Source organism: Macrococcus animalis (assembly GCF_047425875.1).
Taxonomy (GTDB): Bacteria; Bacillota; Bacilli; order Staphylococcales; family Staphylococcaceae; genus Macrococcoides; species Macrococcoides animalis.
The window spans coordinates 1,806,076-1,819,807 of the sequence record NZ_CP179727.1 but is presented as its reverse complement, the minus strand read 5'-3'; the positions used below and the strand labels follow the sequence as shown (position 1 = coordinate 1,819,807).

16 protein-coding genes and 2 tRNA genes are annotated in these 13,732 nt (G+C 32.4%); 7 read left to right on the top strand and 11 right to left on the bottom strand.

The window, feature by feature from the left end; all coding sequences use genetic code 11:
- Positions 1-139: 139 nt before the first annotated feature.
- From ACMGE9_RS09590 to ACMGE9_RS09570, 5 genes are all read right to left on the bottom strand, one after another.
- Positions 140-1,060: a ketopantoate reductase family protein gene (locus tag ACMGE9_RS09590; RefSeq protein WP_414042551.1), complete on the bottom strand. Its 921-nt coding sequence runs from the start codon at positions 1,058-1,060 to the stop codon at positions 140-142.
- A 225-nt stretch (positions 1,061-1,285) separates the two neighbouring features.
- Positions 1,286-1,498 (bottom strand): hypothetical protein, encoded by a 213-nt coding sequence (locus ACMGE9_RS09585; RefSeq protein WP_414042550.1) that lies wholly within the window; start codon positions 1,496-1,498, stop codon positions 1,286-1,288.
- A gap of 217 nt (positions 1,499-1,715) precedes the next feature.
- A tRNA-Ser gene (locus ACMGE9_RS09580) sits at positions 1,716-1,804 on the bottom strand.
- Between the two features lies 1 nt (position 1,805).
- A tRNA-Asn gene (locus ACMGE9_RS09575) sits at positions 1,806-1,880 on the bottom strand.
- Between the two features lie 79 nt (positions 1,881-1,959).
- Positions 1,960-2,517 (bottom strand): competence protein ComK, encoded by a 558-nt coding sequence (locus ACMGE9_RS09570; RefSeq protein ID WP_414042549.1) that lies wholly within the window; start codon positions 2,515-2,517, stop codon positions 1,960-1,962.
- Between the two features lie 246 nt (positions 2,518-2,763).
- Here ACMGE9_RS09570 and ACMGE9_RS09565 point away from each other — a divergent pair, with 246 nt between their 5' ends.
- The gene (locus tag ACMGE9_RS09565) at positions 2,764-2,973 is read left to right on the top strand and encodes an IDEAL domain-containing protein (RefSeq protein WP_414042548.1); all 210 of its coding nucleotides are present in this window, start codon (positions 2,764-2,766) and stop codon (positions 2,971-2,973) included.
- A gap of 81 nt (positions 2,974-3,054) precedes the next feature.
- Here ACMGE9_RS09565 and ACMGE9_RS09560 read toward each other — a convergent pair whose 3' ends face one another.
- From ACMGE9_RS09560 to hemE, 4 genes are all read right to left on the bottom strand, one after another.
- Positions 3,055-4,041, bottom strand: coding sequence for a lipoate--protein ligase (locus ACMGE9_RS09560; protein ID WP_414042547.1), 987 nt, complete (start codon positions 4,039-4,041; stop codon positions 3,055-3,057).
- Between the two features lie 66 nt (positions 4,042-4,107).
- Positions 4,108-5,484, bottom strand: a complete 1,377-nt coding sequence (gene hemY, locus ACMGE9_RS09555; RefSeq protein ID WP_414042546.1) for a protoporphyrinogen oxidase — start codon at positions 5,482-5,484, stop codon at positions 4,108-4,110.
- A gap of 17 nt (positions 5,485-5,501) precedes the next feature.
- Entirely contained in the window at positions 5,502-6,422 is a 921-nt protein-coding gene (gene hemH / locus ACMGE9_RS09550; RefSeq protein ID WP_414042545.1) for a ferrochelatase, read from the bottom strand.
- A 13-nt stretch (positions 6,423-6,435) separates the two neighbouring features.
- Positions 6,436-7,479 (bottom strand): uroporphyrinogen decarboxylase, encoded by a 1,044-nt coding sequence (hemE, locus tag ACMGE9_RS09545; RefSeq protein ID WP_414042544.1) that lies wholly within the window; start codon positions 7,477-7,479, stop codon positions 6,436-6,438.
- A 282-nt stretch (positions 7,480-7,761) separates the two neighbouring features.
- On the opposite strand from hemE, the gene ACMGE9_RS09540 reads away from it, so the two are divergent.
- Complete coding sequence (locus ACMGE9_RS09540; RefSeq protein WP_414042543.1) at positions 7,762-8,292, top strand: hypothetical protein; 531 nt, start codon at positions 7,762-7,764, stop codon at positions 8,290-8,292.
- A gap of 7 nt (positions 8,293-8,299) precedes the next feature.
- Here ACMGE9_RS09540 and ACMGE9_RS09535 read toward each other — a convergent pair whose 3' ends face one another.
- Both ACMGE9_RS09535 and ACMGE9_RS09530 read right to left on the bottom strand, forming a co-directional pair.
- Complete coding sequence (locus ACMGE9_RS09535) at positions 8,300-9,517, bottom strand: ABC transporter permease (protein ID WP_414042542.1); 1,218 nt, start codon at positions 9,515-9,517, stop codon at positions 8,300-8,302.
- Positions 9,510-10,244, bottom strand: a complete 735-nt coding sequence (locus ACMGE9_RS09530) for an ABC transporter ATP-binding protein (protein WP_414042541.1) — start codon at positions 10,242-10,244, stop codon at positions 9,510-9,512. The genes ACMGE9_RS09535 and ACMGE9_RS09530 overlap by 8 nt, the downstream gene beginning before the upstream one ends.
- 133 nt (positions 10,245-10,377) lie before the next feature.
- Here ACMGE9_RS09530 and ACMGE9_RS09525 point away from each other — a divergent pair, with 133 nt between their 5' ends.
- From ACMGE9_RS09525 to ACMGE9_RS09505, 5 genes are all read left to right on the top strand, one after another.
- Entirely contained in the window at positions 10,378-10,803 is a 426-nt protein-coding gene (locus tag ACMGE9_RS09525; protein WP_414042540.1) for an HIT family protein, read from the top strand.
- Positions 10,804-10,863: 60 nt separating this feature from the next.
- Entirely contained in the window at positions 10,864-11,220 is a 357-nt protein-coding gene (locus ACMGE9_RS09520) for a YtxH domain-containing protein (RefSeq protein ID WP_414042539.1), read from the top strand.
- A gap of 212 nt (positions 11,221-11,432) precedes the next feature.
- A complete protein-coding gene (locus ACMGE9_RS09515; protein WP_414042538.1) occupies positions 11,433-11,978 on the top strand; it encodes an HTH-type transcriptional regulator Hpr in 546 nt (181 codons plus the stop codon).
- Between the two features lie 33 nt (positions 11,979-12,011).
- A complete protein-coding gene (locus tag ACMGE9_RS09510) occupies positions 12,012-12,587 on the top strand; it encodes a DUF3267 domain-containing protein (RefSeq protein WP_414042537.1) in 576 nt (191 codons plus the stop codon).
- 67 nt (positions 12,588-12,654) lie between these two features.
- Complete coding sequence (locus ACMGE9_RS09505) at positions 12,655-13,581, top strand: peptidylprolyl isomerase (protein WP_414042536.1); 927 nt, start codon at positions 12,655-12,657, stop codon at positions 13,579-13,581.
- The last annotated feature ends 151 nt before the right edge of the window (positions 13,582-13,732 follow it).

The following is a 13,732-nucleotide window of genomic DNA, read 5'->3' as shown; positions in this document are numbered from 1 at the left end:
CTAAAAGCGTGCTGTTACGTAATTATTTTCTTTTTTACGATATAAATGCACTTTGAATTTATGTTTTACAAAAGATATAATACGCACTTAAATCAAAAAATCCAGACATGTATGAACATGCCTAGATAATTCTATAATGCTACTTTTCAATTTGATGTACTAAATGCGTTAAGATATCACAATAAGGAGTTTCAATTCCAGCTTCATCTCCGTAACGACTAACGGCACCAGTTAAGAAATCAACTTCTGTTTTTCGTCCATTATGAATATCTTGTGTCATAGAAGGATAATGTAAACCAACAACCTCTGGAGAATACATTTTATGGAACTTATTCATAGTTGCCTCAAATTCTAATTTCGCACCTTTTGTTGCTCCGACTGCAATAATCTCTTTCACTAATGGCATTAACATTTCATCTGATTTTTCATAAGCACCGAATTCACCGATACGTTTATCCGTTACTGAACAATATGTATTAAAGCAACAGTTTACTAGCGCTTTATTCCATATTGTTGTAACGATATCATAACTAATTACACCATTTAATTTTGCATCATCTAAAATAACTTTTAATTGTTCAATAAATGCATCGACATGACCATCAGGATATCCAAATTCAATATTGCCAGTACCCTCTAAAATTAATTCCCCCGGACCTTTTAAACCAGCAGACCACATTGTTACAGCTAAGATAACTTGGTCTTCTGATAACTTTCGCATTAACATGTCACCATGACCTAATCCATTCATTAAAGACATTACTTTGGTTTCCTTTGTAATAACACCTTGTTTGATTAAATTATCAATCGTTTCTTCAGCTGTTAATGCTTTTGTTAAAAGGATTACAAGCTCAACAGGCTCATTATATTCAAACATGTGAACTGCTTTAACTTTATGGTTTGTTTGCTCTCCATAAGAATTCACAGTGATACCATTATTGTTCATTGCATCAACATGATCCTGCCATTTATCAAGCATGACTACATCTTGCCCACTTTCAGTTAAATATAATCCAACACGTCCACCCATTGCGCCTGCGCCTGCGATTGCTATTTTCATTATGCATTCCTCCTTGTTTATTATCTACAATTATCTTATCATAAATCACAATAGTTAGTTAATGATTTCACAATCTCACGTATGAAATTCCATTAAATATTAATATAAAATTAAAAGCCGTCTAGTTATGGCTAGACGGCAGTTTATTGAAATTATAGCTTGCATAAGTGAGTATTAAATTCTTCAATATGTATATTTTAAATGTTATTCATCAGTAATGATAATCTATTGTGATAAAGAATTATATAGCTTCTCACCTTCATCAGTAACGAAATATAATCTTTTTATTCCAGATTCGTCCTCTTTAAAATTGATATAGCCATTTTTATATAAGTAGTCGAACATTTCAACACTTCTTAATTCTTGCACTGTTTTTAAATTACCGTATGTTTTTACTTCATTTAATACATTCTTCACTATTTCTTTAGCTCTTAACATTTTAATACTCCTTTCTATATAAATTACATACATCTTACATACTAATTATTGTTATTACAGTGACTAAAATCACAGAAATTTAATTTTAATAATATCGTGATATTTTTAGTTATTATAATTTATATTAATTCTTCTGTAAAAAATAAAGTGTAAATATTTAGAGTGAAAAAGAATAAAACAAAAAAGTCTGCAACCACTAGGGTTACAGACTATATAACGGAGATGGAGAGATTCGAACTCTCGCGCCGGTTACCCGACCTACACCCTTAGCAGGGGCGCCTCTTCAGCCAACTTGAGTACATCTCCATGGCTCCACAGGTAGGACTCGAACCTACGACCGATCGGTTAACAGCCGATAGCTCTACCACTGAGCTACTGTGGATTAATTTCAATCAACAAATACTATTATATCAATTGAAACGGATAGGTCAATACTTTCGGTAAATATTTTTATGGAACATTTACACCTTTTTCTCTAATAATGCATACATTGCTAACATTTCGAATAAATTTGCCCTACATTTGTCAAAGTTCACTGATTCAGATTTATACATTTCTTGCTTTAAAGCCTTAGATCTTACGCTATACTCTAATTTTATGCCATGTAAATATTGCGTATTAAACGTATAAGGTGTTACAGGAAAAGATACATTCGATTGATCATCAAATAAGACGATAGTGTCATAATGATTCCCAGCTTGAAATCTATTTACATAATGTACATTAATCCATGCAAGTTCAGCACTACGATCACTGTGTGTTGGGAAAAAGTATGTTTGTGTTCCTGGTTGAATAACAATTGGGGGTTTCGTGTTAATGTTTGCAATCATTTTTGTAGAGCTCTTACGTGACTTATATGAAGCGTGATAAAAGAACAATGAATCTTCTACAATATGCAATGGTTTCTTTTTGTACACAAATGCTTCTTTTCCGAATTCTCCAATCTCAGAATAGACACTTCTATTCTCCCTATAAGCTTTAATATACATTGTCTTTTCGTTAATAATATAACTTTCCATATTGATCCCCTTTCATAGTTAACGTTTATAACATTATTATAAATTATTTTTTAACATTTGTTAACTAAATTATATGTTTAACATTGTTTACATTTTGCAGAATAATGTTTACATAGTTAAAATTATGGCTATATATTATTAAATAAAAAAATAATTAGTTAAATAATTAAATTTTCAGAATTCTATTGCAATTTAGATTATTATATTCTATACTCGTTTTAATACAAATTAAGGAGGTCACCAACTATGAACTATAATCAACAAACTCAACTCAATGGACTTGAAACATTCGTATCTAATTTAAATAATTTATACATCGAATTAATTATTGATGACGCTGTAAAAGCACACCAAAAGAAAGTACTAAAAGAAAAAATTGATATGTCTTTATTAAATAACAGTAAAGAAGATTTCATTCAATATTCAAACGCACTTAAAGCCTTGGAGGAAATCTAAATTGAATAGCTCAATATAAAAGCGCCAACACTAGAATTATATTCCAGGATTGGCGCTAAAAATTTATTTTTTTTAGAAGCTCTACTTAGCTACTAAGCTTAAAAATTCTTCTTTTGTTACTCTACCAAAATAATGCGCAAAATCTACAGTGTCCAGTACAGCTTTTACCGCACTTTGATTATGTGGCAATCCTTTTAATTTTTCTTCGATATCCGTTACTTCACCAACACCAAAGAAATCCCCAAAGATTTTAACGTCATTTATCATTCCTTTTACGACATTAATTTTTAGTTCTAGCATACCACCAGGGAATTTTTGTTTTACTTCATAATTATATTTCGGATTTTTTCCATAATTCCAATCATAATTGCGATATTTTGCTTCACTTATTTCACCAATCAACTTCCAGTCTTCATCTTGCAGTTTGTATTCTTCGATTTCACCTTTAAAGATTGAACTTAATAAAGTCTGCTTGAAGTCTTCCATTGACATCGGTTCATCCAAGAATTCTTGAATATTTGCAACGCGTGAACGGATAGATTTAATACCTTTTGTAATCAATTTCTTTTCGTTCACTGATAAACTTTTCACAACTTCTTCAATATCACTGTTTAACATTAATGTTCCATGTGAGAACATACGGTCCCCTGATTGGAACATCGCATTACCAGAAATTTTTCGTTCACCTACCTGCAAATCATTTCGTCCAGTCATTTCAGCATTAACACCGAGTTTATTTAGTGCTTCAACGATAGGCATCGTAAACTTCTTAAAGTTATGAAAACTATCATCATCTGCTTTTGTTACAAAACTAAAGTTTAAATTACCTAAATCATGATAAACTGCTCCACCACCAGAAATACGGCGAACGACATGAATATTTTGCTCATCCACATATGTTTGATTAATTTCTGCAAATGTATTCTGGTTCTTACCTATAATGATTGATGGTTCATTTACATAGAATAAGAAATATGAGTCGTCTTTTGGCAAATGTTTTAATACATACTCTTCCATCGCTAAATTCAAGGAAGGGTCTGTTATATCATTATTATGAATAAATTTCATATTATCCTCCTAAAGTCTATCTTCCACTATTTTAAACCTGTTGTTCTACTTTAGATAAAAGTTTGTTTATTCATGAGCTAAGTGAAGTGCAGCACGTTGTCCTTGAGATACACAGTCAGGTAGACCCACAGCTTCAAACGATGCACCTGTTATCACTAGTCCAGGATATTGTGTCTTAATGTAGTGCTGAATTGAACGAATACGATCAATATGTCCAACTTCATATTGCGGCATACTATTAAATAATTTCGTTACAATCGTAAATTCAGGTTCACCATTAATTTCCATCATTTTGTCTAAATCACGTCTCGCAAGTTTTACAATAGCAGCATCATCATTATTTTTCACAACATCGCTTCCAGGTCGACCCACATACGCTCGTAGTAACGTTTTACCGGGCGGTGTTGTATGTGACCATTTCTTATCTGTCCATGTACATGCTGTAATGATAGTATCTGAATTCTTTGCAATCACAAAGCCCGTGCCATTCTCTTTATTATCTACTTGACTATCATCAAATGCCATCACCACCGTTGCGACACTTGTTGTCTCCATGTAATCGAAATAATTCAATGGGGCATCATCAAACCAATCACGGAAAATAGTATGCGGTACGGTTATGATAACTTTATCATAAAACACTTTTTCACCATTTACAGTAACATTATATCCGTTTTGCAGCTTTTCGATTGCTTCCACTTTATGATTGTATTTCATATTTACCTGTTTAGATTCTAAATCTTTCACTAATGCATTTATAAAACTCATTAGTCCATTTTTAAACTGTCTAAACTGGCCTTGAGCCGGTCCCTTACGCTTCGGTGTTGCTTTTTTATTAGCACGCATTCCTTTAATTAAACCACCATGCTTTTCTTCAGTCGCTTTAAAATCTGGAAACGTTGATTTAAGACTTAGTTTATCTATATCAGAACCATAAATACCTGATAATAAGGGTTCTATTAAATTTTCTAGTGTTTCGTTACCCAAACGACGTCTGAAAAATGCACCTACTGACACATCTGGTGTCATCGGTATCGGCTTTATCACGTAATCCAGTCCTGCACGTAATTTACCAAATGGTGAAATTAATCGCGTTGAAATAAAAGGTTTCATTTCCGTTGGTATCCCTAAAATAGAGCCACCAGGAATAGGATATAATTTATTTTTAGCATAAATATATGACTTACCTGTGTTGTTCACGACAATATCATCTTTTAGACCAATTGCTTCAGCAAGTTCGGTCATAATCTTTTTACGACCTAGATATGACTCTGGTCCAAGCTCGATTGTATACCCATCTTTTTGGTAGGTTTTAATCTTACCCCCAGCTACACCGTTAGCTTCTAACACATCGATATCAAAAGAAGTATCTTCTTTTTTCAAATAATACGCTGCTGATAAACCTGTGATGCCTGCACCAATAATTGCACATTTCTTCGTCATTCTAAAACATCTCTTTTCTATTGATTTAATACACTTTTTATTTCATTAACCATTGCATTGATAAAACGCTCATCCGTGTTTGGCATCGCCGGACGATAGTATTTAACACCTAATTCATCACATACGACTTTACATTCATAATCATTATCATATAATACCTCTAAATGCTCACACACGAATCCCACTGGTATATAAATAAAGTGTTCATAATTTTCTTCTTCATATAAACGGCGTGTCAAATCTTGTACATCTGGTCCTAACCAAGGATCTGGTGTATTTCCTTCTGATTGCCACCCAGTTTCAACATTTAATATATTAGATCGATCCATAATCATTGTCGCTGTATCTTCAAGTTGAGATGGATAAGGGTCACCTGCTGCTTTAATTTTTTCTGGTAAACTATGCGCACTCACAATTAAAACCGTCTTTTCCCATTCATTTTCTGGAATTGTTGCTAAAGTGTTGTCCACTTGATCAGTCCAAAAATCAATAAACTGATCTTGGTTAAAGAAAGACTCGACGTGTTTTAATTGAATGCCGTATTTTTCTGCCTCTTCAGCTGCACGTTTATTGTAACTTCCTACTGAGAAGTTAGAATAATGGGGTGCTAGTACAATGGTTACAGCTTCTGTAATCCCATCGTTATGCATTGCAAGTACGGCATCTTCAATAAACGGTGCGATATGTTTCAGACCGATATATAATTTGTATTCTTCACCTGTCATTTTATTTAAAGCATCAACTAATGCTTCTGCTTGACGTTCAGTTGTACCAGCAAGTGGAGAAATCCCACCAATTGCTTTATAACGATCTTTTAAATCTTGTAAACTTTCTTCTGACGGCTTTCTTCCGTGACGAATATGTGTATAGTACGGTTCAATATCTTCCTCTTTATATGGCGTACCATACGCCATTACAAGTAAACCTTTTTTAGTCATGATTTATCCCCCATTATTGTGCTTTATATTTTGCTGAATAGTCGTGTACAAATGTGCTTACGCGACGTAATGTATCAGGTTTAACTTCTGGGAATACCCCATGGCCTAAGTTAAAAATATAGTTATCTGTTTGTAATCCTTGATCTAAAATGCGAATTAAATGAGACTCAATAACCTCCCACGGTGCAAGTAGAAGTGCAGGATCTAAATTTCCCATTAATGTCTTCGTAATCCCTTTTGCACGTGCTTCCTCGATTTGCAAACGCCAGTCTAAACCTAATACGTCGACAGGTAAAGCATTCCACTCTTCGATTAAATGACTCGCACCTACACCAAATGTAATAACAGGTACGTTCTTCTCTTTAATACCCGCGAAAATACGTGTCATATGTGGTGCGATAAACTTGTTATAATCTGCGCGGTTTAGTGCACCTACCCATGAATCAAATACTTGAATCATTTTACAACCTGCATCAATTTGCGCGTGAGTGTATGTAATACACATATCTGCTAACTTTTCCATTAACATATTCCAAGCTTCAGGTTGTTCGTACATCATCGCTTTTGTCTTATTATAGTTTTTAGAAGGACCCCCTTCTATCATATAACTTGCTAGCGTAAATGGCGCACCGGTAAAGCCAATTAATGGTACGTTTAATTGTTCTTGCGTTAATAATTTAATCGTATCTAAAATATATGGTACATCCTTCTCAGGATTAATTTCACCTAGACGTGATACATCTTGCATTGAACGAATCGGACTATCAATCACTGGACCAATTCCTGATTTAATTTCGACATCGACACCGATAGCACCCAGGGGTGACATAATGTCTTTATAAAGTATAGCTGCATCTGTATTATATTGATCAACCGGTAACTTTGTAACGTATGCACAAAGTTCTGGATCGTGTGTAATTTCAAATAAACTATGTGTTTCCTTAATCTTTCTATATTCGGGTTGGCTCCTACCTGCTTGACGCATAAACCATACTGGCGTATGTGCCGCTTTTTCCCCTCGTGCTGCTCTTAAAATTGTATCATTAAATGAATTCAAACAAACTTCCCCCTATTTTGCGTATATAATCTGATTTTATCATATCAACAATTATAAAGTATCACAAAAAAGTAATGTCATTAAACTGACATAAATCATGTAATTTGGGTATAGTGTATAGAGAGGCTGCCGAATGAGCTTTTAGACACAAGCTAACTGGAAACAAAGCCGAAAAATCGCACTTTGATTTTGAAGGATTTGTTGAAGTTTGCCTGGCGTCTGCTCATGGGACGCCGTTTAAGAGGCTGTCGAATGAGCGTTTAAATAGAGAGGATGATGGACATGTACACATATATTACTTACGGCTCAAGCTTTTTCTTAGATAAAATAAAAAAGAAAAACAGTCAAAGAAACTTGTTATCATTTTATAATGCAGATAGTGCTTATTTGTACGAAGAAACGGAAGAAAAAACGGTTTTTAGTGCACCACAAACATTTATTAACGTCTTCAGTGATGGTACATTACAAGAAAAAACGACGCTATTACTCTATTTTATTGTGAAAGAATCACGTCAAGAAGTATTTAATACGAAACCTCTACCCATAGAAAAATTAAAACAATATGAAGGATATAATGCATTTCGACTTTTGCATCCAAAACAAGGCGAAACATACGTTGCAGTATTTCAATTCGATAAAAAAGAATTACTAGAAGACTTTAAGAAAAGTAGTTTCTTTAGAGAAAACTTCAGTAAAGAAGCGTTATCGACTTATCAATCAGAAGATATTATGGCTAATATTTATTATTCTAAAATGTTATTTGTAGAAAAACCTGATGAACTAGAAGAAAATGAATTAGAAATAAAGGACTAAGCGATGCTTAGTCCTTTAATAAATTCATACGCTTTTCAATTTTCTCCGTCACATTACGCATCGTCCATAGCATCAACAAGAAGAAGACAATCACATAATAAAAATGTGCAGGGTAAAATGCGATATAGATCAGCGCAATAAGAATCGTCGTTATCCACACAAGTTTACGCATAAATTGCTTAAATCCCTTTAATACTAGATGTTCTGGCACTGGCCAAACTTGCGGCCATAATTGAAATGCTTGTTGTTTATAAAATTGCGATGTTTGTAAAACAATTGCATATACTAAAAATGCACCAATAATGAGCGCGATAATTTCTTGGTTCACAATCCAAATTACGACACCTGCAATTAAGATTAATCTAATAATAATCCACAGTGCATCACTGCTACGTAAGAAATTACGAATAAATAAAAATTCAAACATATGTTGCTGATTATAATTTGATTTATTTTTCGGTAAAAACATATCTAAAATTCTACGACGTTTTACTGTATCTTTCATTCCTTTAACATCTGTGAACATGTTAATTATTTTATTTTGATTGTGTGTAAGACGTTCTTCATAATCGATTAATTCATGCCAATTCAGTGTTCTATGCTCTGTATTTCTTTTCAATAAATATACAAAGCCTAAAGAGAATAGCATTATCGGCACTACCGTAACAAATAACCCTTCAAGTGATGTATAAACCCCTGATAATGTCATAATAAATATAAGTAAACTAATCCAATGGTGTTCAATATCAAGCTTCATCATTAAGAAACGCATCCAAACACCAATAATAATCATAAATATCCCAAATACTAACGCACTAATATAGCCATATAATGATGGATGTACAGCATTAAAATATAGCGGAATAAATAGTACGACAAATACGATAAAGATGACGATTCGAATCATTGCACTACGCATCATCGCTTTGGTAAAGTAAGGTGGCATATGCTTCTCATAGTTAAGTAAAAAAATATGATCAGCGGGTCTAATAAACGTTCGAATATTCGTTATCACTAATAATGCAAATACAAATGCAATAATGAGATGATAATTAATATTTGGTGCTAAATGTTTCACCATCTGCGAGTACTGCAGCATTAACGCTCCAAATGCTATCGATAAGAATACGACAAAGTGTCCATTAAATATAAACTTACTATAATAAGCCACTTCCTTCTGATTCTTCGCTAGTCTTTGTTTAAAGAGTTTTATTGCTCTATTCATGTGCATCACCTGTTGCATGAATATAAATTTCATCCAGTGTTGCGTTTGGCATATTAAATTGTGCTCTTAAATCTGCTAGTGTCCCTTTACCAATCAACTCTCCGTGATGCATTAGTAAAAATGAGTCACAATAAATTTCAGCAGTTGTTAAAATATGAGTACTCATCAGCACTGTTCGTCCTGCCTCACGCGCTTTCACCATTAAATCAAGCATCGATTGAATCCCAAGTGGATCGAGTCCTAAGAATGGTTCATCAATGATATGTAATGTAGGTTCTGAAATAAACGCACAAATAATCATAACTTTCTGTTTCATCCCTTTAGAGAAATGTGCTGGGAATTGTTTAAGTTTTTTTTCTAAACGAAATACCTTTAATATAGGCAATGCACGATCCATTGCCGTCTTCGAATCGATATTATAAGCCATTGCCGTCATATCAATGTGTTCTTCTAACGTGAGTTCATCATATAAGACGGGCGACTCTGGAATATATGATAATTGTTCGCGATATTTAAAAGGATCAATCGATAGTTTATAACCATTAATTTCAATTTCTCCCTCTATGGGTCTAAGCAGGCCTAACATATTTTTAATGGTTGTACTTTTACCTGCTCCGTTCAAACCAATTAATCCAACAATCTGACCAGGTGTTAATTCAAAATCAATATTATGTATGACAGGTTGATTTCCATAACCACCTGTTAAATTACTCACTTTAACTGTCACATTCATTCTCCGTTCATCGTCATTTTTAATTAATTGTAACAAATTAAGAATATTTCGCATAACGAATTGCGATTGAATGAATAATTAAATTATTTCTATTATAATAAGAAAAAAAGCATAGGAGGCGTTTTTAATGAGTGAGACTGTATTTGGTAAAATATTAAAGGGTGAAATACCTTCATATAAAGTGTATGAAGATGAATATACTTATGCCTTTTTAGATATTTCGCAAGTATCAAAAGGACATACGTTAGTTATTCCAAAAAAACCTGCTGAGGATATTTTAGCTGTTGAACCAGAGGAATTAGCGAAGGTCATACAATCTGTACAAAAGGTTGCCAAGGCTATAGATGCTGCATTTCAACCTGCAGGTATTAATATTGTACAAAATAACCGTGCGTTTGCCGATCAATCAGTGTTCCATATTCATTTCCATGTGATTCCTAGATACGAAGACGATATTGATGGATTCGGCTACAAATGGGAAACACATGCGGAAGCATTTAATAATGAAGCAATGACCGCATTAAAAGATGCTATCAGTAACAAAATAAAATAAATACATGTTATTTACTTTTTCGGGTATAGTTTATTACAAGAATATTTAGGAGGATGACTTATGAAATTTTCACGTATTATTTTAGGATTTGGTGTGGGTTTAGCAGCAGGCGCTGCAACTTCAATTTTAAATGCACCAAAGTCAGGTAAAGAGTTACAACAAAACTTCAAATCAACATCATATGACACGAAAGCACAAGTAAATCAATTAAAGATTGAAGCAAATGAAGTAAAAGATTATGTCTTCAAAACGAAAGATGCTTCTCAAGAAGTTATGAAAACCATGGCTGACGAAATTAAAGATATGATTGCACACTATAAATCAGATATCCAACCTAACATCGAAAACCTAAAAGGCAATATCGACAATATAAATAATCGCAAAACAGAAATTATGGATACTTTATCAAAGAAATAATCGGTTCAAATATTAAATTTTGAATTTAATAAAAATATATTAAATTTTATTAATATATTTTTAAAAATTCAGAAAAATATCTTGTTTCACATTTCTATTATGGTAAAATATTATTATCCTATAGTAAAGTATGATGCTAGCATCATACTTTTTTTACATTAACTATAGTAACAACATATTTTATATAGATAAGTGAAAGGATGACATACGTTATGAAGCGTGAAAAAGATGTTATCGAAAAAATGCTTTTTACCCATAAAGTGTCTCAATTGAGCAAAGCATTATGGAAAACGGTAGAAAAAGACTGGCAAAACTGGATTAAACCCTATGATTTAAATATTAACGAACATCATATTCTAATCATTATTCGTAACCTGGAGAAAGCGACAATTTCACAAGTTAGTCAATATGGTGTGATGCATGTTTCAACTGTATTTAATTTTGCTAAAAATTTAGAAAAACGTGGTTATTTAACGATGCCTAAAAGTGAATTTGATAAACGAAATACTTATTTAGAACTCACTGAAAAAGGTAAAGAAGTATTATATGAAACGTATCATGGCTATAAAGAAACTGACGATCGTATTTACGAAGCTGCAAGTAAATATAATGATATCATGCACGACTTACCAGCTTTCACTGAACTAAAATATATTGTTGCTCAAATTTACGGCGATGATTTCATAAAACACTTGGAGAAAAGTCACAACGATCTATTAAAAGTTTTACTTGACGAGAACGAATCTGATAATGCATAATTGCTAGGTAAATTGACCAATAGGAGAATTGCCATGTACTTATGTAATAAAAATTTTAATATCCGTGCAACTTATGGTTTGCAACGAATTTTACTTATTTCTGGACTAATTTCAATATTAGTTTTTATAGTAAGTTTTGAACTATTTTCAAGTGTTTTTGGTAAGCAGTTCTCAGATCACTATTTTTTTATCTTTATTGTGTCATGTTTACTTGTTTATCCATTACATAAATTTTTTCATATGCTTCCATTTTTGAATGATACTAAATCAATGATTTTTCAAAAGACAAATAAATCTAAAATATTTCCATTGTTTAATATAAGAATTAACCATCCGATTCATAAAATACTATTTGGACTGTCAGTAATGTTACCTTTTTTTATTATTTCAATATTAACTTTAAGTTGTGCAATATTGTTTCCAAACTTTGCACATTACTTCCTTTTTATATTTTCAATAAATGTTGGTATATCATTTATTGATTTTATTTATTTAAAATATATTATCAACACACCGAAGGGTTCTTATATCGAAGAACGTAAATATGGATTCGAAATTTTAACAAAACATGAATTTACACCAAATTATCATGAATGTAACATAAGATAAATTGTAATCCTTTCATGCATTATGATATATTTAAACAGAACTTGTTAGGGAAAAGGAGAAAATATATATGACTAAATTCAAAAAAATAATCTTACCAACAGCATTATCATTATCTGTATTAGGATTATCAGCATGTGGTAATGATGGTGAGGCTTTAATTTCTTCAAAAGCAGGAGATGTTACGACAACGAATGTTATTAATGAAATGGGTAAAAACGAAGTTGCCAATACTGCTTTCCAAATTTTAATTGGAGACATTTTAAAAGATAAGTACGGTAAAAAAGTAGATGCAGAGAAAATCAAAAAATCTGTAGATGAAGAAATAAAAAAATACGGTGGCGAAAAGCAGTTTCTTCAAATTTTACAACAGCAACAACCTGGTATGACTATCAAAAAATACAAAGATACACGTGTTAATGATGAATATCGTAAAAAATTATTAGATGAGACAGTAAAAGTTACGGATGCTGACGTGAAAGAAAACGTTAAAAAGGCTTCTCATATCTTAATCCAAGTTAAATCTGATTCTAATAAAGATGGTTTAAGCGATGCAGCTGCAAAAGAAAAAGCACAAAAAGTATTGGATGAAGTTAAGAAAAATAAAAAGAATTTTGCTAAAATTGCTAAGAAAGAATCTGGCGATGCTGGTTCTAAAGCAAATGGCGGTTCATTAGGCTATGTTGTTAAAGGACAAACCGTTGAACCATTTGAAAAAGCATTATTCAAATTAAAAGAAGGCGAACTTTCAGGTTTAGTTAAATCTGATTTCGGTTACCACATCATCTTAGCTGATAAACAAGATGACTATGATAGCCAAAAGAAATCATTACAAGAAAAAGTGCGCCAAACAAAAATTCAAAAAGACCCAAAAATTATGGTAGATGCATACAAGACATTGCTTAAAGACTACAATGTAGACTATAAAGATAAAGACATTAAGAAAATCATTGATGAGCAAATCTTAACAGCACAATCTCCACAAGCTGGTCAATAAAAAAACATCCCTATTACAAAAATAGGGATGTTTTTTTAACTTTGTTTCCAGTTATCTTGTGTCTTAACACTTCGATAACAGCCTGTTGCTAAACGGCGTCTCCAAAGCAGACGCTTGTCAAACTTCAACACCCCCTTCAAAATCAAAGAGC

Coding starts and splice junctions, on each gene's coding strand:
- ACMGE9_RS09590 (WP_414042551.1), bottom strand. CDS start 1,060: ATGAAAATAGCAATCGCAGGCGCAGGCGCAATGGGTGGACGTGTTGGA.
- ACMGE9_RS09585 (WP_414042550.1), bottom strand. CDS start 1,498: ATGTTAAGAGCTAAAGAAATAGTGAAGAATGTATTAAATGAAGTAAAA.
- ACMGE9_RS09570 (WP_414042549.1), bottom strand. CDS start 2,517: ATGGAAAGTTATATTATTAACGAAAAGACAATGTATATTAAAGCTTAT.
- ACMGE9_RS09565 (WP_414042548.1), top strand. CDS start 2,764: ATGAACTATAATCAACAAACTCAACTCAATGGACTTGAAACATTCGTA.
- ACMGE9_RS09560 (WP_414042547.1), bottom strand. CDS start 4,041: ATGAAATTTATTCATAATAATGATATAACAGACCCTTCCTTGAATTTA.
- hemY (WP_414042546.1), bottom strand. CDS start 5,484: ATGACGAAGAAATGTGCAATTATTGGTGCAGGCATCACAGGTTTATCA.
- hemH (WP_414042545.1), bottom strand. CDS start 6,422: ATGACTAAAAAAGGTTTACTTGTAATGGCGTATGGTACGCCATATAAA.
- ACMGE9_RS09540 (WP_414042543.1), top strand. CDS start 7,762: ATGTACACATATATTACTTACGGCTCAAGCTTTTTCTTAGATAAAATA.
- ACMGE9_RS09535 (WP_414042542.1), bottom strand. CDS start 9,517: ATGAATAGAGCAATAAAACTCTTTAAACAAAGACTAGCGAAGAATCAG.
- ACMGE9_RS09525 (WP_414042540.1), top strand. CDS start 10,378: ATGAGTGAGACTGTATTTGGTAAAATATTAAAGGGTGAAATACCTTCA.
- ACMGE9_RS09520 (WP_414042539.1), top strand. CDS start 10,864: ATGAAATTTTCACGTATTATTTTAGGATTTGGTGTGGGTTTAGCAGCA.
- ACMGE9_RS09515 (WP_414042538.1), top strand. CDS start 11,433: ATGAAGCGTGAAAAAGATGTTATCGAAAAAATGCTTTTTACCCATAAA.
- ACMGE9_RS09510 (WP_414042537.1), top strand. CDS start 12,012: ATGTACTTATGTAATAAAAATTTTAATATCCGTGCAACTTATGGTTTG.
- ACMGE9_RS09505 (WP_414042536.1), top strand. CDS start 12,655: ATGACTAAATTCAAAAAAATAATCTTACCAACAGCATTATCATTATCT.